This is a genomic window from Micromonospora sp. NBC_00362, assembly GCF_026342155.1.
GTDB lineage: Bacteria > Actinomycetota > Actinomycetes > Mycobacteriales > Micromonosporaceae > Micromonospora > Micromonospora hortensis.
In genome coordinates this window covers 3562545-3584738 of the sequence record NZ_JAPENH010000001.1, presented here as the reverse complement: position 1 = coordinate 3584738, position 22194 = coordinate 3562545, and the positions used below count along the sequence as shown (strand labels likewise).

At 72.0% G+C, this 22194-nt stretch carries 20 protein-coding genes; 11 read left to right on the top strand and 9 right to left on the bottom strand.

The genetic code is table 11. The features are described from left to right. Nucleotides 1-2 precede the first annotated feature (2 nt). The 3 genes from OG992_RS16200 to OG992_RS16190 all read right to left on the bottom strand — a co-directional run bounded on the left by OG992_RS16200 (nucleotide 3) and on the right by OG992_RS16190 (nucleotide 3205). Nucleotides 3-1265 (bottom strand): acetyl-CoA C-acetyltransferase, encoded by a 1263-nt coding sequence (locus OG992_RS16200; RefSeq protein ID WP_266303657.1) that lies wholly within the window; start codon nucleotides 1263-1265, stop codon nucleotides 3-5. 78 nt (nucleotides 1266-1343) lie between these two features. Then, nucleotides 1344-2156 carry an SGNH/GDSL hydrolase family protein gene (locus OG992_RS16195; RefSeq protein WP_266303656.1) on the bottom strand — a complete coding sequence of 271 codons (813 nt, stop codon included), beginning with the start codon at nucleotides 2154-2156 and terminating at the stop codon, nucleotides 1344-1346. Beyond that, on the bottom strand, nucleotides 2153-3205 hold the full coding sequence (locus OG992_RS16190; protein ID WP_238683178.1) for an SGNH/GDSL hydrolase family protein: 1053 nt from the start codon (nucleotides 3203-3205) through the stop codon (nucleotides 2153-2155). Before OG992_RS16190 ends, OG992_RS16195 begins: the two co-directional genes overlap by 4 nt. 150 nt (nucleotides 3206-3355) lie before the next feature. Between OG992_RS16190 and OG992_RS16185 the strand changes: the two genes are divergently transcribed. Together OG992_RS16185 and OG992_RS16180 are read left to right on the top strand one after the other, a co-directional pair. Next, nucleotides 3356-3712: a YkvA family protein gene (locus OG992_RS16185; RefSeq protein ID WP_238683179.1), complete on the top strand. Its 357-nt coding sequence runs from the start codon at nucleotides 3356-3358 to the stop codon at nucleotides 3710-3712. A 72-nt stretch (nucleotides 3713-3784) separates the two neighbouring features. Continuing rightward, nucleotides 3785-5155 carry a cystathionine beta-synthase gene (locus tag OG992_RS16180; protein WP_112582465.1) on the top strand — a complete coding sequence of 457 codons (1371 nt, stop codon included), beginning with the start codon at nucleotides 3785-3787 and terminating at the stop codon, nucleotides 5153-5155. A 159-nt stretch (nucleotides 5156-5314) separates the two neighbouring features. On the opposite strand, the gene OG992_RS16175 is transcribed toward OG992_RS16180, so the two are convergent. From OG992_RS16175 to OG992_RS16160, 4 genes are all read right to left on the bottom strand, one after another. Next, complete coding sequence (locus OG992_RS16175) at nucleotides 5315-5824, bottom strand: GNAT family N-acetyltransferase (protein ID WP_238683180.1); 510 nt, start codon at nucleotides 5822-5824, stop codon at nucleotides 5315-5317. Next, entirely contained in the window at nucleotides 5821-6750 is a 930-nt protein-coding gene (locus OG992_RS16170; protein ID WP_266303655.1) for a ribonuclease Z, read from the bottom strand. The genes OG992_RS16175 and OG992_RS16170 overlap by 4 nt, the downstream gene beginning before the upstream one ends. 367 nt (nucleotides 6751-7117) lie before the next feature. After that, nucleotides 7118-7780 (bottom strand): peptide-methionine (S)-S-oxide reductase MsrA, encoded by a 663-nt coding sequence (gene msrA / locus OG992_RS16165; RefSeq protein WP_266303654.1) that lies wholly within the window; start codon nucleotides 7778-7780, stop codon nucleotides 7118-7120. Nucleotides 7781-7854: 74 nt separating this feature from the next. Beyond that, nucleotides 7855-8277, bottom strand: coding sequence for an HIT family protein (locus OG992_RS16160; RefSeq protein ID WP_238683183.1), 423 nt, complete (start codon nucleotides 8275-8277; stop codon nucleotides 7855-7857). A gap of 141 nt (nucleotides 8278-8418) precedes the next feature. On the opposite strand from OG992_RS16160, the gene OG992_RS16155 reads away from it, so the two are divergent. The 4 genes from OG992_RS16155 to ilvA all read left to right on the top strand — a co-directional run bounded on the left by OG992_RS16155 (nucleotide 8419) and on the right by ilvA (nucleotide 13437). Continuing rightward, on the top strand, nucleotides 8419-9462 hold the full coding sequence (locus OG992_RS16155) for a YncE family protein (protein WP_266303653.1): 1044 nt from the start codon (nucleotides 8419-8421) through the stop codon (nucleotides 9460-9462). Between the two features lie 111 nt (nucleotides 9463-9573). Continuing rightward, complete coding sequence (locus tag OG992_RS16150; RefSeq protein ID WP_266303652.1) at nucleotides 9574-10716, top strand: cystathionine gamma-synthase; 1143 nt, start codon at nucleotides 9574-9576, stop codon at nucleotides 10714-10716. Nucleotides 10717-10729: 13 nt separating this feature from the next. Beyond that, entirely contained in the window at nucleotides 10730-12139 is a 1410-nt protein-coding gene (locus tag OG992_RS16145; RefSeq protein WP_112733108.1) for an amidase, read from the top strand. Between the two features lie 77 nt (nucleotides 12140-12216). Continuing rightward, entirely contained in the window at nucleotides 12217-13437 is a 1221-nt protein-coding gene (ilvA, locus tag OG992_RS16140; RefSeq protein WP_238683185.1) for a threonine ammonia-lyase, read from the top strand. A gap of 131 nt (nucleotides 13438-13568) precedes the next feature. Here the strand turns inward: ilvA and greA are convergent, their stop codons facing one another. Together greA and OG992_RS16130 are read right to left on the bottom strand one after the other, a co-directional pair. After that, on the bottom strand, nucleotides 13569-14066 hold the full coding sequence (gene greA / locus OG992_RS16135; RefSeq protein WP_091394193.1) for a transcription elongation factor GreA: 498 nt from the start codon (nucleotides 14064-14066) through the stop codon (nucleotides 13569-13571). Between the two features lie 156 nt (nucleotides 14067-14222). Next, nucleotides 14223-14663, bottom strand: a complete 441-nt coding sequence (locus OG992_RS16130) for a DUF4307 domain-containing protein (protein ID WP_238683186.1) — start codon at nucleotides 14661-14663, stop codon at nucleotides 14223-14225. A gap of 203 nt (nucleotides 14664-14866) precedes the next feature. On the opposite strand from OG992_RS16130, the gene mca reads away from it, so the two are divergent. The 5 genes from mca to OG992_RS16105 all read left to right on the top strand — a co-directional run bounded on the left by mca (nucleotide 14867) and on the right by OG992_RS16105 (nucleotide 22187). Further along, nucleotides 14867-15748 carry a mycothiol conjugate amidase Mca gene (gene mca / locus OG992_RS16125; protein ID WP_238683187.1) on the top strand — a complete coding sequence of 294 codons (882 nt, stop codon included), beginning with the start codon at nucleotides 14867-14869 and terminating at the stop codon, nucleotides 15746-15748. A gap of 48 nt (nucleotides 15749-15796) precedes the next feature. After that, complete coding sequence (locus OG992_RS16120; protein WP_266303651.1) at nucleotides 15797-16090, top strand: hypothetical protein; 294 nt, start codon at nucleotides 15797-15799, stop codon at nucleotides 16088-16090. Between the two features lie 179 nt (nucleotides 16091-16269). After that, nucleotides 16270-18801, top strand: coding sequence for a bifunctional diguanylate cyclase/phosphodiesterase (locus tag OG992_RS16115; protein WP_238683189.1), 2532 nt, complete (start codon nucleotides 16270-16272; stop codon nucleotides 18799-18801). Between the two features lie 52 nt (nucleotides 18802-18853). Continuing rightward, a complete protein-coding gene (locus tag OG992_RS16110; protein ID WP_266303650.1) occupies nucleotides 18854-20890 on the top strand; it encodes a thioredoxin domain-containing protein in 2037 nt (678 codons plus the stop codon). Nucleotides 20891-21011: 121 nt separating this feature from the next. Next, nucleotides 21012-22187, top strand: a complete 1176-nt coding sequence (locus OG992_RS16105) for a 5-(carboxyamino)imidazole ribonucleotide synthase (RefSeq protein WP_238683191.1) — start codon at nucleotides 21012-21014, stop codon at nucleotides 22185-22187. The last annotated feature ends 7 nt before the right edge of the window (nucleotides 22188-22194 follow it).

The window sequence follows — 22194 nt, the reverse complement described above, 5'->3', positions numbered from 1 at the left end:
GCTCAGCTGAGCCGTTCCAGCACCATGGCCATGCCCTGGCCACCGCCCACGCACATGGTCTCCAGACCGATGGTCTTGTCGTGCCACTCCAGCGCGTTGAGCAGGGTGCCGGTGATCCGGGCGCCGGTCATGCCGAACGGGTGGCCGACCGCGATGGCCCCGCCCATCACGTTCAGCTTCTCCTCCGGGATGCCCAGCTCGCGGTAGGAGGGGATGACCTGCGCGGCGAACGCCTCGTTGATCTCGACGAGGTCGACGTCGTCGATGGTCATGCCGGCTCGGCGCAGCGCCTGCCGGGACGCCTCGACCGGCCCGAGACCCATGATCTCCGGTGACAGGGCTGTCACACCGGTCGAGACGATCCGGGCCAGCGGGGTGAGCCCAAGCTCCTCCGCTCGCTGGGCGCTCATCACCACAACGGCGGCGGCGCCGTCGTTGAGTGGGCAGCAGTTGCCGGCGGTGATGCGACCGTCCGGGCGGAACACCGGCTTCAGGCCGGAGACCGCGTCGAGGGTGACGCCGGCCCGGGGCCCGTCGTCGGTACTCACCACGGTGCCGTCCGGCGTGGTGACCGGGGTGATCTCCCGGGCCCAGAAACCGTCGGCGATGGCCTTCTCGGCGAGGTTCTGGCTGCGTACGCCGAACTCGTCCATGTCGGCGCGGGTGACGTCGTACACCTGGGCCAGGTTCTCGGCGGTCTGCCCCATGGTCAGGTAGATGTCGGGCAGCTCGCCGGCCTCACGCGGGTCGGTCCACACCTCGGCGCCGCCCTGCGCGCGGCGCTTCGAGCGCTCACCGGCCGTCCCGAAGCGGGGGTTCTCCCAGCCGCCGCCGACCAGGGCCTGCGCCTCGGGCGGCAGCCCGTCGGAGCTGCCCCGGGCGTAGCGGGAGACCATCTCCACGCCGGCGGAGACGAACACGTCGCCCTCGCCGGCCCGGATCGCGTGCATCGCCATCCGGGTGGTCTGCAACGAGGAGGCGCAGTAGCGGGTCAGCGTGGCGCCGGGGACAGTGTCCAGACCGAGGAGGGTGGACACCACCCGTGCCATGTTGAAGCCCTGCTCGCCACCGGGCAGGCCGCACCCGAGGTAGAGGTCGTCGATCGTGGTCGGATCCAGCGCGGGGATCTTGTCCAGCGCGGTCTGGACGATGGTCGCGGCGAGGTCGTCGGAGCGGACGTCGCGCAGGGACCCCTTGTGCGCCCGGCCGATGGGGGAGCGGGCGGTGGCGACGATGACGGCGTCGCGGGACGACTCAATCGGCATGGACCAACGTTAACCCGCCGGTAACATGGCGCGGAAGAAGCCGGCGCGGCGGGAAATGTCACCCTGGCCGGGGACGATCTAGCGCCGGGTCGTGGCAGCCGCCGCGGCGACGATGGCGGGGAGCAGCGCGTGCGCCCACACCCGGTAGCCGTCGGCGGAGGGGTGGAAACCGTCCTGGCAGAGGGTGCCGGCGTCGGCCCGGAACACCGGCCCGGTCTCGGTGGCCAGGTCGACCACCGAGCCGCCCGCCTCCAGCACGGCAGTGGTCTGCGCGCGAGCCACCCGACGCCCGGACCAGCCGACCACCTGGCGCAGCGGAGGCGCTATGGCACGCACCGCCCCGAGGTCGGGGCAGGTGCCCACCACCACCTCGACGCGCGCCTCGCGCAGGCGGTGCACCGCCGCGCCGAGATAGGCCGCCGCGTCGGAGGGTCGGCGCAGCCCGGTGGCGTCGTTCGCGCCGATCAGGATCAACGCCACGTCGGGCCGCTCACCGAGCAGGGCTCGGGCCACCTGGGTGGCGAGGTCAGTCGAGCGGGAGCCGGAGACGCCGACGCTGGACAGGTGCACCCGGCGGCCGGTCGGGCCCTCGGCGAGCAGGTTGGCCAACTGCCCGCCGATGGTGTCCTCCAGACGGTCCACACCGACGCCCAGCGCCGACGAGTCGCCCAGCAACACCAGTCGCAGCGGGGAAGCGCCCGCCCGGCCGATCGTGGCGCGCAGGGCAAGGCCGAGCTCCGGTTCGGCGTAGCGTCGGTGCCGGGCGATGAAGGCCTCACCTGCGAGGACGGCGGCGCCCCCGACGGTGCCGGCGAACAGCGAGATCGCCGCCGCCCGACCCAGTCGGCCGGCGAGGCCGGGGGTCACGCTCCGCGCGCTGCGCTCGTTCATGCCAGTCCCTCCACTGTCGAGGTGTCCGAGGCGGACCCGTGCTGCGGCACCGCGCCGACACCGAAGAACGCCCGTCGGCGCAACTGCGCCCACCGGCCGGCCGGCCCTCGGTCGCGGCCCCGAACCTGGACGCCGCTGACCTCCGTGCCGGCGTGTCGAGCCGCCTCCTGCGCGGCCTTCGGCAGCGACCGTACGCCGTCGCCGCGCGTCGGTGTGGCCCGTCGTTCCGGGGTCGCGCCGAGGGCGGAGAGCATCGTCGGTAGGAGCGCGGCGGCGGCCATCGCGTACCCCTCGGCGGAGGGATGGAACCGGTCCCAGGCGAACATCCGGGTGGGCTCGGCCGCGAACCGGGGGCCGAGCAGGTCACCGAGGGAAACCGTCCACCCGCCCGCCTCCACCACTGCCACCGTCTGGGCGGCGGCGAGCTGGCGGCTCCACCGGTGCGCCAGCCAGCGCAGCGGCGGCTGGATCGGGCGGATCGCGCCCAGGTCGGGGCAGGTGCCGACGACCACCTCACACCCCGCGTCGCGCAGGGCGTGCACCGCCTCGACCAGGTAGCGCACCGCCAAGCCGCGTGGGGTGCGGTTGGTGATGTCGTTGCCGCCGATGAGGATCACCGCGATGTCGGGTCGGCACTCCAGCGCCGCCTCCACCTGGTGGCGCAGCGCCGCCGAGATCGCGCCGACCACCGCGAAGCGGTGCAACTGCACCGGCCGGTGCAGTCGACGGGACAGGCCGGTGGCGAGCAGCGCCCCGGGCGTCTCCCGACGGCGGTGCACCCCGTAGCCGGCCGCCGACGAGTCGCCGAGCACGACCATGGTGAGCGCGGGACCGGGGAACTTCGCGCCGTACATCCCGTCGCAGCGGGGCGGCGGCGCCTCGGCCATCGGGATGGTCCGTCGAGCCTGGCGGGCCTGGCCGACCAGCACCCCGCCGGTCGCCACCGCGGCCGCCGCGGTGGCGCCCGTCCCGATGGCGGCCAGCCGGACGAGCCGCCGGGCCTGCCGCCAGCGCTCACCACCGGGTACGACGGAATGTGCCACCCCCATACCGCGACATTATCGCGCTGGCCCGACACACCGCTGTCGTCGTGACGGCACCCGGGTGCCTGGAAACCGACGCGGCGGGGTACTTGGGTTCCAGAGGCCGGCCGACTTGCGCCGACCCGCCACGCTGATCCGGCGGAGAGGAGCGCGACGATGGGTAAGACACTGAAGCGCAGCGCGGCGTTCACGGCCCTGGCGCGGGCCCTGGCGACCGGGGCGCGCAACGGGCCGTCGATCGGCACGCGGTTGGCCGCGCTGCCCCGGATGATCAGAGCCACCACGAAGGGGGAGTACGACGGCGGTCTTCGGCTGGCCCTGATGACCGCGGCGACGGCGTACATCGTCTCGCCGATCGACCTGCTTCCGGAGATCCCGCTGGCGATCTTCGGGCTGGCCGACGACGCGGTCATGGTCACCTGGTTGGCGGGCAGCGTGCTTGCCGAGACCGACCGGTTCCTGGAGTGGGAGGCCCGCCGCAGCTCGGTCATCCCCGGGGGGTTGGTGCCCTGACGACACGTACGCTGGCGGTGAGCAAACGTCTTCCCGGCCGCCCACCGCCGGCGCCGCAACGAAGGGCACACCGTGCAGTACTACGACAACGTCGTCGACATGATCGGAAACACCCCGCTGGTGCGTCTGCGTAACGTCACCGAGGGCATCCAGGCCACAGTGCTGGCCAAGGTGGAGTACGTCAACCCGGGCGGCTCGGTGAAGGACCGGATCGCGCTGCGGATGGTGGAGGACGCCGAGGCCGCCGGTCTGCTCAAGCCCGGCGGCACCATCGTCGAGCCGACCAGCGGCAACACCGGCGTCGGGTTGGCCCTGGTGGCCCAGCTCAAGGGCTACAAGTGCGTCTTCGTCTGCCCCGACAAGGTCAGCCAGGACAAGCAGGACGTGCTCCGGGCGTACGGCGCCGAGGTGGTGGTCTGCCCGACCGCCGTCGCGCCGGAGGACCCGCGCTCGTACTACAACGTCTCCGACCGGCTGACCCGGGAGATCCCCGGCGCCTGGAAGCCCAACCAGTACAGCAACCCGGCCAACCCGCGTTCGCACTACGAGACGACCGGTCCGGAGCTGTGGAAGCAGACCGACGGCGAGCTCACCCACTTCGTGACCGGCGTCGGCACCGGCGGCACCATCTCCGGCATCGGCCGGTACCTCAAGGAGGCGTCCGAGGGCCGGGTGCGCGTCGTGGGGGCCGACCCGGAGGGCTCGGTCTACTCCGGTGGCACCGGCCGGCCGTACCTGGTGGAGGGCGTCGGCGAGGACTTCTGGCCGGAGACGTACGACAGGGGTGTCGCCGACGAGATCGTGGAGGTCTCCGACAAGGCGTCCTTCGAGATGACCCGGCGGCTGGCCCGCGAGGAAGGGCTGCTGGTCGGCGGTTCCTGCGGAATGGCGGTGGTCGCCGCCCTGGAGGTCGCCCGCCGGGCCGGCCCGGACGACGTGGTGGTGGTGCTGCTGCCCGACGGTGGTCGTGGTTACCTCTCCAAGATCTTCAACGACTCGTGGATGGCCCGGTACGGCTTCCTCGACAACTCCGGCGCGGAGCCGACGGTGGCCGACGCGCTGGCTAGCAAGCCGGGCGGGCTGCCCGAGCTGGTGCACGTGCACCCGACCGAGACCGTCCGCGACGCGATCGACTACATGCGCGAGTACGGCGTCTCGCAGCTTCCGGTGCTCAAGGCCGAGCCGCCAGTGGTGACCGGTGAAGTCGCCGGCTCGATCGCCGAGCGGGACCTGCTCGACGCGCTGTTCACCGGCCAGGCCCACCTGCACGACACGATCGAGCGGCACATGGGCGACCCGCTGCCGATGATCGGTGGTGGTCAGCCGGTGAGCGAGGCGGTGGGCATGCTGGAGAAGTCCGACGCCGCCCTCGTCCTGGTCGACGGCAAGCCCAAGGGCGTCCTGACCCGCCAGGACCTCCTGTCCCACCTAGGCGCCCACTAAGCCCACCCCGCCCCGCCCCGTCCCCGCCCCAGCCCTCGTCGATCTTGCACTTCCTGTCGCCTGAATGTCGCTATCGCGGCGTTTTGTCATGACAGAAAGTGCAAGATCGGCGAGGTGGGAAGGGCGGGGTTTGGGGTGTGGGGGGTGGGTGGGGTGGGGTTAGAGGGGGCGGGTGTAGCGGAGTTGTGGGGTTGGGGCCGATCCGATTGCCTCGTCTCGTTCGTCGCCGGTGGGGGTCCAGCCGCCGCGTTCGTAGAACGAGCGGGCGTGGGCGTTGTCCCTCAGCACCCAGAGCGCGGCGCGTCGCCAGCCCTGCGCGCGCATGGCGTCCAGGGCGTCCACCATGAGGGTGCGGCCGACGCCGCGGCCCTGCTCGGCAGGGTCGAGGTGGATCGCGTTGAGCAGCCCGGTGGCGGGGTCGTCCTCGTCGTCCGGGCCCAGGTGGGTGAACCCGACCAGAGCCCCGGCCCGCTCAGCCACTGTCATCCGGTGGGTGTCCCGCTCCCAGATCCACCGCTCGACCCAGTACCGCCCCATCGCCTCCGGTGTCGGGTCGGCCAGCGCCTCGGCCGGCACGAAGGCGGAGTACGCGGCGACCCGGGAGCGCTGGTGCAGGGCACCCACCGCCATCAGGTCGCCTTCGGTTGCGGGGCGGAGCGTGACGGTCACCCGGCCGAGGCTACCCGGCGCGGCGGAACCTGCACCGTGGTCAGATCCTCGGCGACGATCAGTTCGCCGTCGAAGTGCGCGCGCGCCTCGTCGTGGAACCGGCGCGGGTCGGGATAGCGCTGGGAGAAGTGGGTGAGCACGAGTCGTCGTACCCCGGACTCGGTCGCCACCCGGGCGGCCTGCGCCGCGGTCAGGTGGCCGACCTCGGCGGCGAGCGCGGCCTCCGACTCCAGGAACGTCGACTCGATGACCAGCAGGTCGGCGTGCTCGGCGAGGGCGTACACCCCGTCGCAGAGGCCGGTGTCCATCACGAACGCGAACCGCTGCCCCGGCCGGGGCACGCTCACCTCGGCCCGGGTGACGCGGCGTCCGTCGAGGTCCAGGTGCCCGACGCGGATCAGCTCGCCGACAGCCGGCCCCGCTATGCCGTACGCGGCCAGCTTCTCCGGCAGCATCCGGTGCCCGTCCGGCTCGACCAACCGGTAGCCGTACGTCTCGATGGGGTGCCGGAGCCGGCGTGCCTCCAACGTGCCGCAGCGCAGGGCGATCCGCTGCCCGTCGGCCTCGATGGGCTCGACCCGCAGCTCGGCGGTCTCGTAGAACGAGGTGGCGTGCCGCAGCCGGGCGAAGTATTCGGCGCCGCCGGCGGGAAAGTGCACGGCGACCGGGTGCGCCACCCGGTCCAGGGAGAGTCGCTGGATGGTGCCGGGAAGGCCCAGGCAGTGGTCGCCGTGGAAGTGGGTGACGCAGATCCGGGTCAGGTCGGTGGCGGTGACAGTGGTGTGCAGGAGCTGACGCTGGCTGCCCTCGCCCGGGTCGAAGAGGATCATTTCGTCGTCCCACCGCAACACGTACCCGTTGTGGTTGCGCTGACGGGTCGGCGCCTGGCTGGCCGTCCCCAGCACCACCATCTCGCGCATGGACATCGCCACTCCCGCGGATATGGAGCGACCCCCGGGGCGCTCCGCGCATGTGCGCGGGCCGGCTGGACTTGGCCGGCACCCCGGGGGTCGGGTGGCTGTCGTGGATTCGCCGCACCGCTGCCACACGGTCTCGACGATGGTGCTTTTTGCCCGCCTCGCGGCAGGCCGATCACTGTCGAGGACAGCGGCTAGCTGACGGCCACCTCACGAGTCCGATTGCTATACAAGTCTGGACCACCTCCTTTCACGTGTACGGCCACGTTATCGAGTTCTCGTCGGGCTCGGCAACGGATTTCGATCACAGGCCCGAACGGGAATGCCCGGCCACCTCCTGGGCGGCCGGGCATCACACGTGTGCGGGAAGCGGTGGTCAGCCGGCGACACGGGCCACGCCGACCGGGCAGCTCAGCCCGTTCGGGCCGTGGTTGCAGTACCCGTTCGGGTTCTTGGTCGGCGCCAGGTACTGCTGGTGGTAGTCCTCGGCGAAGTAGTAGCTGCCGAGCGGGGCGATCTCAGTGGTGATCTCGCCCTTGCCGGCCCGCGCCACGATCGGCTGGAACGCGTCCCGCGAAGACTCCGCGATGGTCCGCTGCTCGTCGGTGGTCGTGTAGATCGCCGAGCGGTACTGGGTGCCGACGTCGTTGCCCTGGCGCATGCCCTGGGTCGGGTCGTGGTTCTCCCAGAAGACCTTCAGTAGATCCTCGTAGTTGATTTTGCTGGGGTCGTACACCACCTGGACGACCTCGGCGTGCCCGGTCCGCCCGGAACACGTCTCCTCGTACGTCGGGTTCTTCGTGATGCCACCCGCGTAGCCGGCGGAGGTGGTGTAGACGCCGGGCAGCGTCCAGAACAGCCGCTCGGCGCCCCAGAAACAGCCCATGCCGAAGACCGCTACCTGGAGGCCCTCAGGAAACGGGCCCTTCAGCGGGGTGCCCAGCACCTCGTGGCGGTCGGCCACCGGCATGGCGATCGGACGGCCCGGCAGGGCCTGGTCGGGCGAGACCATATCGGCCTTCATACGGCGCAAGAACACGTGGGATCTCCTCTCGTACCACTCCCAGCGTGCAACACCGGAGGGTCCACCTTCCTTACCCGCGTGCGGATCAGTCAGGCCCCACCGGGGAGCGCCGCAGCGATGCGATCCGCGTACGTCTGGGCCTCGGTGTCGTCGTCGTACCGGGTGCGCGGCCAGAAGAAGCCCCGCAGCCCGTCGCCCTTGGTCCGCGGGACCACGTGTGTGTGCAGGTGAGGCACCGATTGGGACACCTTGTTGTTCATCGCCACGAACGTCCCACCGGCACCGAGAGCGGTCTCCACCGCCACCGCCATCCGCTGGACCATGGCGAAGTAGTCGGGCAGCAGGTCGGCCGGCAACTCCGCCAGGGTCACCAGGTGCACCCGGGGCACCACCAGGACATGCCCCTTGAACACCGGCCGGGTGTCCAGGAACGCCACCCCGTCCGGGGTGTCGGCCACCCGGAACGCCGGCACCTCGCCCGCCACGATCCCGCAGAACACGCAACCGCTCATCGCGCCAGGCTATGTCGGCGACCTCGCGGGCGACGGCGCCCCCCACGCGTGAACCGACTGTGGTAATCATCTACGTGAATGGATGAACACGGGGTGATCCCGGCCATCGGCGTGCGCGTCGATGCTCCGAAAGGACCAAGCTTGCAGACCAGAAGAGGCCTGACCCTGGCGCTGGCGGCGCTGACCGCCGGGCTGCTCACCGGCGCGGCCCCGGGCCATGCCCAGGCGGCCGCCGCGCAGACCGCCACCGCACTGCCGCTGAACACTGTGGCCGACGTGGTGTCGGCCGGTGACCGGGTCTTCGTCAGCGGTGGCAGCTCCGCAACCGATGTCGTGGTGACCGGCGCGACAGGCACTGTGGTCGGCACGCTGTCGGGCCTGCCCGGCCCCACCGACCTGCTGCTCAGCGCCGACCGGCGGACCCTCTACGTGGCGCTGCCCACCGCCAACGCCATCGCCGCCTTCGACACCGGCTCGCTGATCGAGTCCGCCCGGTACGACACCGGCGCGGGCGAGTGCCCGTCGTCGCTGGCGCTGACCGGCCGGTACCTGTGGTTCGGCTACGGCTGTGACCAGTGGGGCGGCAACATCGGCCAGATCGACCTGGGCCGCCAGCCGGCCCAGGTGCGCACGGGGATGGCCACCACTCAGGACTTCTACGGCGCTCCGCTGCTGGCCGCCGCCAGCCAGAACCGTTCGGTGCTGCTGGCCGGGCAGATGTCGTTGAGCCCGGCGTCGGTCTACGCGTACGCGATCGGAGCCGGGGGAACGCTGAACCTGCTGCGGGCCAACGATTGGACTGTCATCGGCAGCAACCTGCAGGACATCGCCCTCGACCCGACCGGCACCACCCTCTACACCGCGGCCGGTGCCCCGTACGAGGTGCAGGCTTTCCCGTTCGCCGACATCACCACCCCCTCCGCGACCTTCCCCACCGGTGCCTACCCGGCCGCCGTCGAGCCGTCCCGCGACGGCACCAGGATCGCCGCCGCGGCGGACACGTCGTACCTGTTCGTCCATCGGCCGGACGGAACCGAACTGACCCGCTTCGTGCTGGGCGGCGGTGAGCTGAGCCGGGGTGGGTTGGCCTGGTCGCCGAACGGCGCACGGCTCTATGCGCTCTCCTACGACTGGACCGGGAGAAACCAGGCCACCCTGCACGTCCTGCCCGTACCGGCCGGCTGACCGGCCGCCGGCCCCTGGCTGGCACGCGGGGGCCGGGCCGGACGGTCCGGCCCCCACCGGGAGCGCGGGTTCCGTTCCAGCCTGCGGGACGGGGGCACTAGCCTCACCAGAATGAGTCACGGCTTCGAGACGCTCGCCATCCACGCCGGTCAGGACCCCGAGGCCCGCACCGGCGCGGTGATCCCACCGATCTACCAGACCAGCACGTACGCCCAGGACGCCGTCGGCGCACCCCGTCTCGGCTACGAGTACAGCCGCTCCGGCAACCCGACCCGTGACGCGCTCCAGGAGTGCCTGGCGGCGCTGGAGGGCGGGCCGGTGGGGCTCGCCTTCGCGAGCGGCCTGGCGGCGGAGGACACCCTGTTGCGGGCCGTGTGCCAGCCCGGCGACCACGTGGTGATCCCGGACGACGCGTACGGCGGCACGTACCGGCTCTTCGCCCGGGTCGCGCAGCGCTGGGGCCTGGAGTTCAGCCCGGCCAAGGTCTCCGACCCGGACGCGGTCCGGGCGGCCGTGCGTCCCGGCCGCACGAAGATCGTCTGGGTGGAGACGCCGACCAACCCGTTGCTCGGCATCGCCGACATCGCCGCCCTGGCCGCCGTGGCACACGACGCGGGCGCCCTGCTGGTGGTGGACAACACCTTCGCCTCGCCGTACCTCCAGCAGCCGATCGCCTTCGGCGCGGACGTGGTGGTGCACTCCACCACCAAGTACGTCGGCGGGCACTCCGACGTGGTCGGTGGCGCTCTCGTCGTCGCCGACGCCGGGCTCGGCGAGGAGTTGCGCTACCACCAGAACGCGATGGGCGCGATCAACGGCCCGTTCGACGCCTGGCTCACCCTGCGGGGCATCAAGACCCTCGGGGTACGCATGGACCGGCACTGCGACAACGCCGAGCGGCTCGCCGCGTACCTCGACGGCCACGCAAAGGTCGCCCAGGTGCTCTATCCGGGGCTGCCCTCGCACCCCGGTCACGAGGTGGCAGCCAAGCAGATGCGCCGGTTCGGCGGCATGATCTCGTTCCGCGCCGTGGGTGGTGAGGACCACGCGGTGGACATCTGCAACCGGGCCAAGCTCTTCGTGCTCGCCGAGTCGCTGGGTGGTGTGGAATCCCTGATCGAGCACCCGGGTCGGATGACACACGCAAGTGCTGCCGGCTCGCCGCTTGAAGTTCCCGGCGATCTCGTGCGACTGTCTGTCGGCATCGAGACGGTCGACGACCTACTCGCCGATCTGGAGCAGGCGCTGGGCTGACCGCTGGGGGAGGATGGCCGTGCAGGACATCATGGCGACCTGGGTCGGAGCGACCGCCAAGCAGATCGCCCGGGGCGTACGCCGAGGTGACGTCTCGGCGACCCAGGTCGTCGCCGACCACCTCGAGTACATCTCCCGAGCCGACCGTGAGCTGGCCGCGTTCCGCGCCGTTCGCGGCGGTGAGGCGATCACCGAGGCGGAGAAGGTCGACGAGCAGGAGGACCTGGCCAACCTGCCGCTGGCCGGTGTTCCGGTGGCGGTCAAGGAGAACACTCCGGTCGCCGGCCTGCCCACCTGGAACGGGTCGGCCGCCGCCCGCACCGACGTGGCGGAGGCCGACCACGAGGTGGTGCGTCGGCTGCGCGGCGCCGGCGCGGTGATCCTCGGCGTGACCCGGATGCCGGAGCTGGGGCTGTGGGCACTGACCGACGACGACAGCGCGGTGACCCGTAACCCGTGGGACAGCACGCGTACCCCCGGTGGGTCCTCCGGTGGTGCCGCCGCCGCGGTCGCCGCCGGGCTGGTGCCGATCGCGCACGCCAACGACGGTCTCGGCTCGATCCGGATTCCCGCGGCCTGCTGCGGACTCGTCGGGCTCAAGCCCGGTCGGGGCGTGGTCCCCTGCCAGCTCGGGGCGGACGACTGGTTCGGCCTCACCGAGCACGGCATGTTGACCAGCACGGTCGCCGACGCGGCGGTCGGCTTCTCGGTGCTCGCCGGCCGGCGTCCCGAGAAGCTGGTCCCCCCGCAGCGGCTGCGGGTGGGTGTCTCGCTGCGCTCCCCGGTGCGCGGTGTCGCCCCGGACGCGCCCAACCGGGACGCGGTCGCCGCCGCCGGTCGGCTCCTCGCCGCCGCCGGGCACGACACCGTGCCGGCCGATCCGGTCTACCCGACCGCCCTCGGTCTGCAGGGCATCGCCACCTGGTTCGCCGCAGCCGCCACCGACGTCCGGGCCTCCGGTCTGGACCGGCGTGGGCTGCAACGGCGTACCCGGCGGCACGTCGCGCTGGGCGAGTGGGCGCAGCGTCGCGGCTACGTGCGGGAGGCGGACCGGGCCGCCTGGCGGCAACGGTCTGTCGACTTCTTCACCGACCACTCGGTCGACCTGCTGCTCACCCCGGCGCTGGCCAGCGCGCCACCGGAGGCGGCCCGCTGGTCGGAGCGGTCCTGGCGGGCGAACATGACAGCCAACATCCGGTACGCCCCGTACGCCGCACCCTGGAACATCGCCGGCCTGCCGGCGGTCGTCGTGCCGGTCGGTCGCCGCCCGGACGGCCTGCCGGTCGCCGTGCAGCTGGTCGGTCCGCCCGGCTCGGAGCTGCTGCTGCTCGGTGTGGCCGGTCAGTTCGAGATGGCCGCCCCGTGGACGCGCCACGCCCCCGGCTACCCGCGGGTCGGCACGGAGTCGCCGGCCACCGCCTGAGGTTCGACGGTGTGCGCGCTGTCGGGCACTCCGGTGTCGCCGCCGAGGGCTCCGCAGGCGGGTGGCACGATCGGGGCATGACGGAACTGGTCGGTCTCGACGATGTGCGGGCCGCACGGGAGTTGCTCGCTGGCGTCACCCGCACCACCCCACTGGAGCCCTCCCGGCCGCTCAGCGCGGCGCTGGGCGGGCCGACGTGGCTCAAGTGCGAGAACGTGCAGCGCGCCGGCTCGTACAAGGTGCGGGGCGCGTACGTGCGGATCTCCCGGTTGTCGGCGGCGGAGCGGGAGCGCGGCGTGGTCGCGGCGAGCGCGGGCAACCACGCGCAGGGCGTGGCTCTCGCCGCCGGCCTGGTCGGCACGCACGCCACGGTCTTCATGCCGGTCAACGCGCCGCTGCCGAAGGTGGCCGCCACCAAGGGGTACGGCGCGCAGGTCGAGTTGGCCGGGAACACCGTCGACGAGTCGCTGGTCGCGGCGCACACGTACGCCGAGCGCACCGGCGCGGTGCTGATCCACCCGTTCGACCATCCCGACGTGATCGCCGGGCAGGGCACTGTGGCGCTGGAGATCCTCGAACAGTGCCCGGACGTGAAGACGATCATCACCGGGGTGGGTGGCGGCGGTCTGATCTCGGGCATGGCGGTGGCCGCGAAGGCGTTGCGCCCCGACGTCCGGATCATCGGCGTGCAGGCGGCGGGGGCGGCGGCGTTCCCGCCCTCACTGGTGGCCGGGGAACCGGTCCGGCTGCCCATCTTCTCCACCATCGCCGACGGCATCGCGGTCGGCCGTCCGGGCGAGATCACCTTCAACCACGTGCGCAAGCTGGTCGACGAGATCGTCACGGTCTCCGAGGAGGACATCTCCCGGGCCCTGCTGATGCTGCTGGAGCGGGGCAAGCAGGTGGTCGAGCCGGCCGGGGCGGTCGGCGTGGCCGCGCTGCTGGCCGGCGTGGTCGAGGTGGAGACCCCGGTGGTCGCGGTGCTCTCCGGTGGCAACATCGACCCGCTGCTGATGCTGCGGGTGATCGAGCACGGGTTGGCCGCGGCGGGTCGCTACCTGCGGGTGACCGTCCGCTGTTCGGACCGGCCGGGGCAGCTCGCGTCGCTGCTCACTCAGATCGCCGAGCACCGGGCCAACGTGGTGGACGTGGAGCACCAGCGGGCCAACCCGCACCTCAGCCTCGGCGAGGTGGAGGTGGCGTTGTCGGTGGAAACCCGGGGCGTCGAGCACTCGGACACCCTGATCAGCGCCCTACGGGCCAGCGGCTACCAGGTGGTCTTCGCGGCCGAGGCGTGACACCGGTGGGTGCCACGCCTCGGATGCGCTGCGTTTCGACAGTGGGTGCCGGCGTCGGGCGACCTGCGTTCCGACAGTGGGTGCCGGCGTCGGTCGAGCCGGCCGGCGGCGGGTAGCGCGACCGGCGACGGTCAGCCGGAGAACGGCTCGAAGCTGACCACTGTCACCTTGATGTCGGCGCCGCTGGGCGCCGTGTAGGTGCAGGTCTGCCCGGCTCGACCGCCCAGGATCGCCTTGCCCAGCGCGGACTCGGGGCTGTAGACGGTCAGGTCGGTGGTGGCCGCGATCTCCCGGGAACCGAGCAGGAAGGTCTCGGTGTCGTTGGTGTCGTCGTCGAAGTAGATCGTCACCACCATGCCCGGCGACACCGCGTCGGCGGTGGGGGCCTCGCCGACCTTCGCGGTGCGCAGCAGCTCCTGCAGGTAGCGGATGCGACCCTCGGCCTTGCCCTGCTCCTCGCGGGCGGCGTGGTAGCCGCCGTTCTCCCGCAGGTCGCCCTCCTCGCGCCGAGCGTTGATCTCGGCTGCGATGGCCGGACGGTTGGCGATGTGCTCGTCGAGCTCGGCCTGGAGGCGGTCGTACGCGTCCTGCGACAGCCAGGTGGCGGGCGCCTCGTTGCCAGTGGACACAGGCGTTCTCCTCAGTTGTGCGTGGCTGGCTGACAGGTGAACCACCAAGTTACCAGTGCGGTACGACACAGCGTGTCGGCCATCACCGCCGGTGTCCGGATCCGACACCGGGGGTAGGCGCCCCGTCAGCCCCGCTTCTGGTGCTGTTCGAGCAGCTCAGGACGGTGCTCGGCAGCGCAGGACCTCACCGATGAAGGGCCGTGCGGTGGTCGCCAGGCGGTGCTGGGTCGTCACGTGCCGATCCCCGGGGTCGGCGGTCACGGTGACCTGTTCGCGGCCGACCTCGGCGCCGGCACGGTCCCGGGCGCGCAGCACGCAGACAGCTGATCCACCCGGCGGGACGGTCACCCGAAAGTCGACAAGCACCTGCTTGTCCGTGATGTCGGTGTACGTGATCACCTGGGCGTCGTAGACGGGATCGCCGTACTGGCGGTAGAGCCGTACCGAGATCACGGTCAGCGTCGCGACGAGGGCCAACAGTGCCAGCGCGGCCAGCAGCGTACGGCGGCGCTTTCCGCCCGGTGCCCGGCGGCGGCCGTAGCGCCCGGCCGGGAATACCGGCGCACCTGGTGAAATTGTGGCGTGCGTCTCGGTCACCGGCGGGTATCTCCTGGCGTTGTTGTCGGCGGCATCGGCAAGAATGACAGAGCCCCATCCTCCCACCCGGTCCAGCGGCAGGAATGGCAGGTCATGCCCGGCGCTGGTGGCCGGTGACAGGGTGCGGTGAGGAAAGATCCCGGCAGGTCAGCCGGTCGAGCCCGGTCGGGTCCCCCGTCCGGCACAGACGAGGAGCGCCGAAGTTGGCAGAGCAACTGCGTCTCATGGCCGTGCACGCGCACCCGGACGACGAGTCGAGCAAGGGCGCGGCGACGACGGCGAAATATGTCGCTCAGGGGGTGGACGTCCTGGTCGTGACGTGCACCGGTGGCGAGCGCGGGAGCGTGCTCAACCCCAAGCTCGACCGACCCGACGTGTGGGCCAACATCGGCGAGATCCGGCGTGCCGAGATGGACGCCGCGCGGGCGATCCTCGGTGTCGACCAGGCCTGGCTGGGCTTCGTCGACTCGGGTCTGCCCGAGGGTGATCCGCTGCCGCCGCTGCCCGAGGGCTGTTTCGCCCTCCAGGACGTCGAAGTCGCCGCAGGCCCGCTGGTGCGGCTGATGCGCGAGTTCCGCCCGCACGTGGTGACCACGTACGACGAGGAGGGTGGCTACCCGCACCCGGACCACATCATGTGTCACAAGGTGAGCGTGGCCGCGTTCGAGGCCGCCGGTGATCCGGAGCGCTACCCGGAGCTGGGCGCGCCCTGGCAGCCGCTGAAGCTCTACTACGACATCGGTTTCTCCAAGGGCAAGATCATGGCCTTGCACGAGGGCATGCTGGCCGCCGGTCTGGAGTCGCCCTACGAGGAGTGGCTCAAGCGGTGGGAGGACCGCCCCGACAAGGGCCCGCGGATCACCACCCGGGTGGAGTGCGCCGATTACTTCCCGGTTCGTGATGACGCGCTGCGCGCCCACGCCACCCAGGTCGACCCGGACGGCTTCTGGTTCCATGTGCCGATGGAGCTCCAGAAGCGCGCCTGGCCGACCGAGGATTACGAGCTGGCCCGCTCGATGGTCGACAGCCCGCTGCCCGAGTCCGATCTCTTCGCCGGAGTGCGGGAGACGGCGCACGCGCGCTGATTCCCGGCGGGGCTACCCTGGTTACCAACCGCACATCGGAGGAACGCCATGCTGACCGCTGCCCAGGTGCTCGCGGAGAACAACTTCGGGGACACCCGCACGGGTGGTCTGGCCGGGCCGATGGGCCTCTTCCTCATCCTGCTGCTGGCCACCGCGACCATCCTGCTGATCCGCAACATGAACGCTCGGCTGCGCCGCCTGCCGGACCGTTTCCCCCAGCAGTCCGGGGCGACCGACCCGACCAGGGCCGATGCGGCAGTCGTCGATCCGACAGACGGGACCGGGGGGCGTGATTCATCCGCGCCCGCTCCCAACGGGCACCAGCAGCACCTGAACGGGTAGTCCGCGCGTGAATCACGCCGAACCGGGTGGTCGCCCCCTGTTGCGGCCACCCGGTTTGGCTTAGCCTTCCGCCGGGGGGACCAAAAGTCTCCGAGCCGTGTGCGGGAGGGGGCGCCGATGACCAGCACAGCAGCGGCCGCCCACCGCGACGTCGGTCGGTCGGCTGACGGGGGAGGTCGATGACCTCCGATCCGGCCGACGGCCCGTTCGATCGGCTCGGGGTGCGCGGCACACCGGGCCGGCTGCTCGTGCTCACCGCAGCCGTCACGCTGACCGCCCTGGCCGCCGCCGCTGTCGGGTTGACCCTCCCGGTCCGGTTGCCGGCCGACGACCCCCTCGGCGGTCCGGCTCGCTTCGGCATCGCCGTCGCCGTCCTGGCGCTCGCCCAGCTCGCCCGGCTGCGGTTCCGCTCGGCCGCGGGCATGGTCAGCATCACCTGGGGCGAGGCGGCCCTGATCGTCTGCCTCTACCTGACCCCAGCCGGCTGGCTCCCGTCCGCCACGCTGCTCGGCACCGGGCTGGCCTGGACGTTGCTGTCACTGCACAACGACCGCCGTCCGGCCCTGGAGATCGTCCGGATCGCCGCGTCGCTGGCCGCCGCGTCGGCACTGGCCGTCTCCGTGACCACCGCGCTCGGGCGGCCCCTGCTCTCGCCGCCAACTCCGATCCTGGCGCTGGCCGTGATCGCCGGTTCGGTGACGTACCTCCTGGTGACCGCCTGGCTGGGCGGCGTGACGCTGGGCCTGCGGCACGGGCTGCCGATCGGGCCGCCACTGCTCGCCGCGCTGCGCGGCAAGCTGCTGATGTTCGTCGGCAACGTGGCGGTCGGCCTCGTGGTGGTCGCACTGCTGGAACTCGACCCCCGCTGGTTGCTGCTGCTGCCGCCGCTGCTGTGGCTGTTGCAGCAGACCTACCGTTACCGGCTGCGCTCCGATCAGGAGCGCCGCACCTGGCGTGCCTTCGCCGAGGCCACCGCGGCCCTCAACCAGCTCGACGAGCGGGGTGTGGCCAGCGCGGCGGTCACCGGGGCGCTGACGCTGTTCAATGCCGAGCTGGTGGACGTCGACGTGGCCCGGGCCGACGGCCGGTGGCACCTCTACCGAGGCGACGCCAGCGGTCAGCTGATCGACCGGGAGACCGGGCCGCCGGACCAGTCGGAGCCGGACGAGCACGAGCTGAGCCGGGCGCTGTCGGTCGGTGCCACGCCGGTCGGTCGGCTGCGGGTGCGGTTCCCCCGCTCGGCCCCGCCCACGGCCCGGGAACGTGACGCGGTGGCCGCGTTCGGCGACGCCCTCGCCGCCGCGCTGCACGACGCCGCGACCCACCACGAGCTGAGGTTGGTGACCGCCCGCTCGTCGTACGAGGCGGTGCACGACCCGCTCACAGGGCTCGCCAACCGGGCGGCGATGTTGAGCAAGGGCGACCAGTCGCTGCGACAGCTCAGCCACGACCACCCGGTGGCGCTGCTGCTGCTGGACATCAACCAGTTCAAGGAAGTCAACGACACCCTCGGCCACGCGGCGGGTGACCAACTGCTGCGACTGACCGCGAACCGACTCAACTCGCTGGTCCGCGCCGGTGACCTGCTCGGTCGACTCGGTGGCGACGAGTTCGCCCTCCTGCTCACGGCGGTGCCGGTGCTCGGCGACCGGGCCGCCCCGATGGCCCACGCGTTGCGTCAGGCCCGTGAGATCGCCGAACGGCTGGCCGCACCGACCGAGGTGGCCGGCGTACGGATGTCCATCGAGGTCTCGGTCGGGGTGGTGGTGGCCGCCGCGGGCACCGCGGACCTGACCGAGCTGCTGCGTCGGGCCGACATCGCGATGTACCAGGCCAAGGAGGGCGGCGGCAACGTCGCCGCGTACGACGGCTCACGCGACGCGGCCAGCACCGACCAGCTCGCCCTGCTGGCCGAGCTGCGGGAGGCGTTGAAGGTCGACGACCAACTGGTGCTGGCGTTGCAGCCGGCGGTCGACCTGGCCACGGGTGCGCCCACCGGCGTGGAGGCGCTGATCCGGTGGCAGCACCCCCGGCGTGGGTGGTTGAACCCGGCCGACTTCATCCGACCGGTGGAGAACAGCGAGCAGCTCGGCACCTTCACCCGCTACGTGCTGAACAAGGCGCTCAGCGTGGCCGCCAGTTGGGCCCGGGAGGGGTTGGACGTCCCGATCTCGGTCAACCTCTCGGCGCGCAGCCTGCTCGACCCCCGGTTGCCGGCGGAGATCGCCGAGGCGTTGCGCCGCCACCAGGTGCCGCCGCGCCGGCTCGTTCTGGAGATCACCGAGACGGTGGTGATGAGCGAGCTGGAGGTCATCGACGAGGTGCTGGCGACGCTCCGGTCGATGGGCGTGCAACTCGCTGTCGACGACTTCGGCACCGGCTTCTCGTCGCTGACCTTCCTCACCCGGATCGCTGTGGACGAGTTGAAGGTGGACCGTTCCTTCGTCATCCGGATGGCCGACTCGCCGGAGGCTGCCGCGATCGTCCGGACGACGGTCGGCCTCGCTCACGAGCTGGGGCTGCGGGTGGTCGCCGAAGGGGTGGAGACCGCCGAGCAGCGGATGGCCCTGGCCGAGTTGGGCTGCACCTCCGCGCAGGGCTACCACTTCTTCAAGCCCATGCCGGCGGACAAGATCGGCGCGGTGCTGGGGTCGCTGCGCGACTCGGCGGAGTCGAACGTGTTCCGGCTCCGCGCCGACGGCGCGTCCTGACCGTCCGGGTGGAGCCCGCGCGGTCCGCGCCGGGGCTGGCTATGGTCGTCAGGTGAACCGACTCGCCGACGCCACCAGTCCGTACCTCCTTCAGCACGCCGACAACCCGGTCGACTGGTGGCCGTGGTCGGACGAGGCGTTCGCCGAGGCGAAGCGGCGGGACGTTCCGGTGCTCATCTCGGTGGGCTACGCCGCCTGCCACTGGTGCCACGTCATGGCGCACGAGTCGTTCGAGAACGAGCAGGTCGGCACCCTGATGAACGACAACTTCGTGTCGATCAAGGTGGATCGTGAGGAACGTCCGGACGTGGACGCGATCTACATGACCGCCACCCAGGCGATGACCGGCCAGGGCGGTTGGCCGATGACCGTCTTCGCCACCCCGGACGGCACCCCGTTCTTCTGCGGCACCTACTTCCCGCGACCCAACTTCGTCCAGTTGCTCCAGTCGGTCTCCACCGCCTGGCGTGAGCAGCGCGAGGCGGTGCTGGGCCAGGGCGCCGCGGTGGTCGAGGCGATCGGCGGCGCGCAGGCCGTTGGCGGCCCCACAGCGCCGCTGGACGCCCCGCTGCTCGACGCGGCGGCCGCGAAGCTGGCCAGCGAGTACGACGCCACGAACGGCGGGTTCGGTGGCGCCCCGAAGTTTCCGCCGCACATGAACCTGCTCTTCCTGCTGCGCCACCACCAGCGCACCGGCGACCCGCGCAGCCTGGAGATCACCCGGCACACGGCCGAGGCGATGGCCCGGGGCGGCATCTACGACCAGCTCGCGGGCGGCTTCGCCCGGTATTCCGTGGACGTGCACTGGACGGTGCCGCACTTCGAGAAGATGCTCTACGACAACGCGCTGCTGCTGCGGGTCTACACCCAGTTGTGGCGACTCACCGGTGACCCGCTGGCCCGTCGGGTGGCCCGGGACACCGCCCGGTTCCTCGCCGACGAGCTGCACCGGCCGGGGCAGGGGTTCGCGTCCGCACTGGACGCCGACACCGAGGGCGTCGAGGGGCTCACGTACGCCTGGACGCCCGCCCAACTCGTGGAGGCGTTGGGCGAGGAGGACGGCCGGTTCGCCGCCGACCTGTTCACCGTCACGGAAGAAGGCACCTTTGAGCACGGTATGAGCGTGCTCAAGCTCGCCCGGGACGTGGACGATGCCGCGCCCGAGGTGCGCGCCCGTTGGCAGCAGGTGGTCGGGCGGCTGCTCGCCGCCCGGGACACCCGCCCCCAGCCGGCCCTCGACGACAAGGTGGTGGCCGCCTGGAACGGTTTGGCGATCACCGCCATTGCCGAGTTCCAGCAGGTCGCCGCCGTGTACGCGTCACCGAAGGACGAGGACGCCAACCTGATGGACGGCGTCACCATCGTGGCCGACGGGGCGATGCGCCAGGCCGCCGAACACCTGGCCACTGTGCACCTGGTGGACGGCCGGCTGCGCCGGGTCTCCCGGGACGGCAAGGTCGGCGAGCCGGCCGGTGTCCTGGAGGACTACGGCTGCGTGGCCGAGGCCTTCTGCGCGCTGCACCAGCTCACCGGGGAGGGCCGCTGGCTCACACTGGCCGGCGAGCTGCTGGACACCGCCCTGGCGCACTTCGCCGCGCCCGGCGGCGCCTTCTACGACACCGCCGACGACGCGGAGCGGCTCGTCGCCCGGCCGGCCGACCCGACCGACAACGCCACCCCGTCCGGCCGGTCGGCGTTGATCGCCGGACTGGTGGCGTACTCGGCGCTGACCGGGGAGACGCGCTACCGGGACGCCGCCGAGGCGGCCCTCGGCACTGTCGCGCCGATCGTCGGTAGGCACCCCCGGTTCGCCGGATACGCGGCAACGGTCGGGGAGGCGTTGCTCTCCGGGCCGTACGAGATCGCCGTCGTCACCGACGACCCGGACGGCGACCCACTGGTGGCCGCCGCCCGCCGGCACGCGCCGCCCGGAGCGGTGGTCGTCGCCGGGCGTCCGGACCAGCCGGGTGTGCCGCTGCTCGCCGACCGTCCGCTGGTGGAGGGGCGCTCCGCCGCGTACGTCTGCCGGGGTTTCGTCTGCCAGCGGCCGGTCACCTCCGTCGAGGAGCTGGTAGCCGAGCTGGGCTGAGCGCACGGCCACGCCCGGTAGTCGCCCGCGCCGCCCGCCGGGCGGTCCCGCCAGCGCTTCGGAGGCGGGTCGCCAGCCCTCCCGGTGGGCCCGTCGGCGGCCCGGATAGGCTGGCCGCGCTATGGATTCCCGTACCGGTCTGCCAGTTGTCGGCATGGTGGGTGGCGGCCAGTTGGCCCGGATGACCCACCAGGCCGCGATCGCCCTCGGCCAGTCACTGCGTGTGCTCGCGACCACTCCCGACGACGGCGCGGCGCTGGTCGCCGCCGACGTCCAGTACGGCGACCACACCGACCTGGCCGCGCTGCGCACCTTCGCCAAGGGCTGTGACGTCGTCACCTTCGACCACGAGCACGTACCCTCCGAGCACATTCGCACGCTGGCGGCGGAAGGGGTGTCCCTCTACCCGCCGGCGGACGCGCTGCTGCACGCCCAGGACAAGCAGGTCATGCGGGAACGCCTGACCGAGCTGGGTGCGCCCAACCCGGCTTGGCGGCCGGTCGGGGAGCCCGCCGACCTCGTCGGTTTCGGCGAGCAGGTCGGCTGGCCGGTGGTGCTGAAGGCGGCCAGGGGTGGGTACGACGGCCGGGGCGTCTGGATGGTCGACGACGCCGCCCAGGCCACGGAGTTGGCGACCACTCTGCTCGCTGGCGGCACCCGGCTGATCGTCGAGGAGCGGGTGCCGCTGCGGCGGGAGTTGGCAGTGCAGGTGGCCCGTTCGCCGTTCGGTCAGGTGGCCGCGTACCCGGTGGTCGAGACCGTGCAACGCGACGGCATCAACGTGGAGGTGCTGGCCCCGGCGCCCGGCTTGGACGAGGAGTTGGCGGTCTCCGCTCAGCAGCTCGCCATCGACCTGGCCACCGCGCTCGGTGTGATCGGCCTGCTGGCGGTGGAGTTGTTCGAGGTGCGCGACGACGCCGGCCGGCCCGCGATCGTGGTCAACGAGCTGGCGATGCGTCCGCACAACTCCGGGCACTGGACCATTGAGGGTGCCCGGACCTCCCAGTTCGAGCAGCACCTGCGGGCCGTGCTGGACTACCCGATGGGTGACACGGCGCTGACCGCCCCGGTGGTGGTGTCGGCGAACGTGCTCGGTGGTGAGCCGGGCGGGATGTCGATCGACGAGCGGTTGCATCACCTCTTCGCCGCCGAGCCGGGCGCCAAGGTGCACCTGTACGGCAAGCAGGTACGACCTGGCCGCAAGATCGGGCACGTCACGGTGCTCGGTGACGACCTGGACGACCTGCGGGAGCGGGCCGCGCGGGCCGTGCGCTGGCTGCGCGAGGGCCACGAGTGAGTAACGG

Bases quoted from the DNA above. Each gene is read 5' to 3' on its own strand.
- OG992_RS16200 (WP_266303657.1), bottom strand. From the start codon at position 1,265: ATGCCGATTGAGTCGTCCCGCGACGCCGTCATCGTCGCCACCGCCCGC.
- OG992_RS16195 (WP_266303656.1), bottom strand. From the start codon at position 2,156: ATGAACGAGCGCAGCGCGCGGAGCGTGACCCCCGGCCTCGCCGGCCGA.
- OG992_RS16190 (WP_238683178.1), bottom strand. From the start codon at position 3,205: ATGGGGGTGGCACATTCCGTCGTACCCGGTGGTGAGCGCTGGCGGCAG.
- OG992_RS16185 (WP_238683179.1), top strand. From the start codon at position 3,356: ATGGGTAAGACACTGAAGCGCAGCGCGGCGTTCACGGCCCTGGCGCGG.
- OG992_RS16170 (WP_266303655.1), bottom strand. From the start codon at position 6,750: ATGTCCATGCGCGAGATGGTGGTGCTGGGGACGGCCAGCCAGGCGCCG.
- OG992_RS16160 (WP_238683183.1), bottom strand. From the start codon at position 8,277: ATGAGCGGTTGCGTGTTCTGCGGGATCGTGGCGGGCGAGGTGCCGGCG.
- OG992_RS16150 (WP_266303652.1), top strand. From the start codon at position 9,574: ATGAGTCACGGCTTCGAGACGCTCGCCATCCACGCCGGTCAGGACCCC.
- OG992_RS16145 (WP_112733108.1), top strand. From the start codon at position 10,730: ATGGCCGTGCAGGACATCATGGCGACCTGGGTCGGAGCGACCGCCAAG.
- ilvA (WP_238683185.1), top strand. From the start codon at position 12,217: ATGACGGAACTGGTCGGTCTCGACGATGTGCGGGCCGCACGGGAGTTG.
- OG992_RS16120 (WP_266303651.1), top strand. From the start codon at position 15,797: ATGCTGACCGCTGCCCAGGTGCTCGCGGAGAACAACTTCGGGGACACC.
- OG992_RS16115 (WP_238683189.1), top strand. From the start codon at position 16,270: ATGACCTCCGATCCGGCCGACGGCCCGTTCGATCGGCTCGGGGTGCGC.
- OG992_RS16105 (WP_238683191.1), top strand. From the start codon at position 21,012: ATGGATTCCCGTACCGGTCTGCCAGTTGTCGGCATGGTGGGTGGCGGC.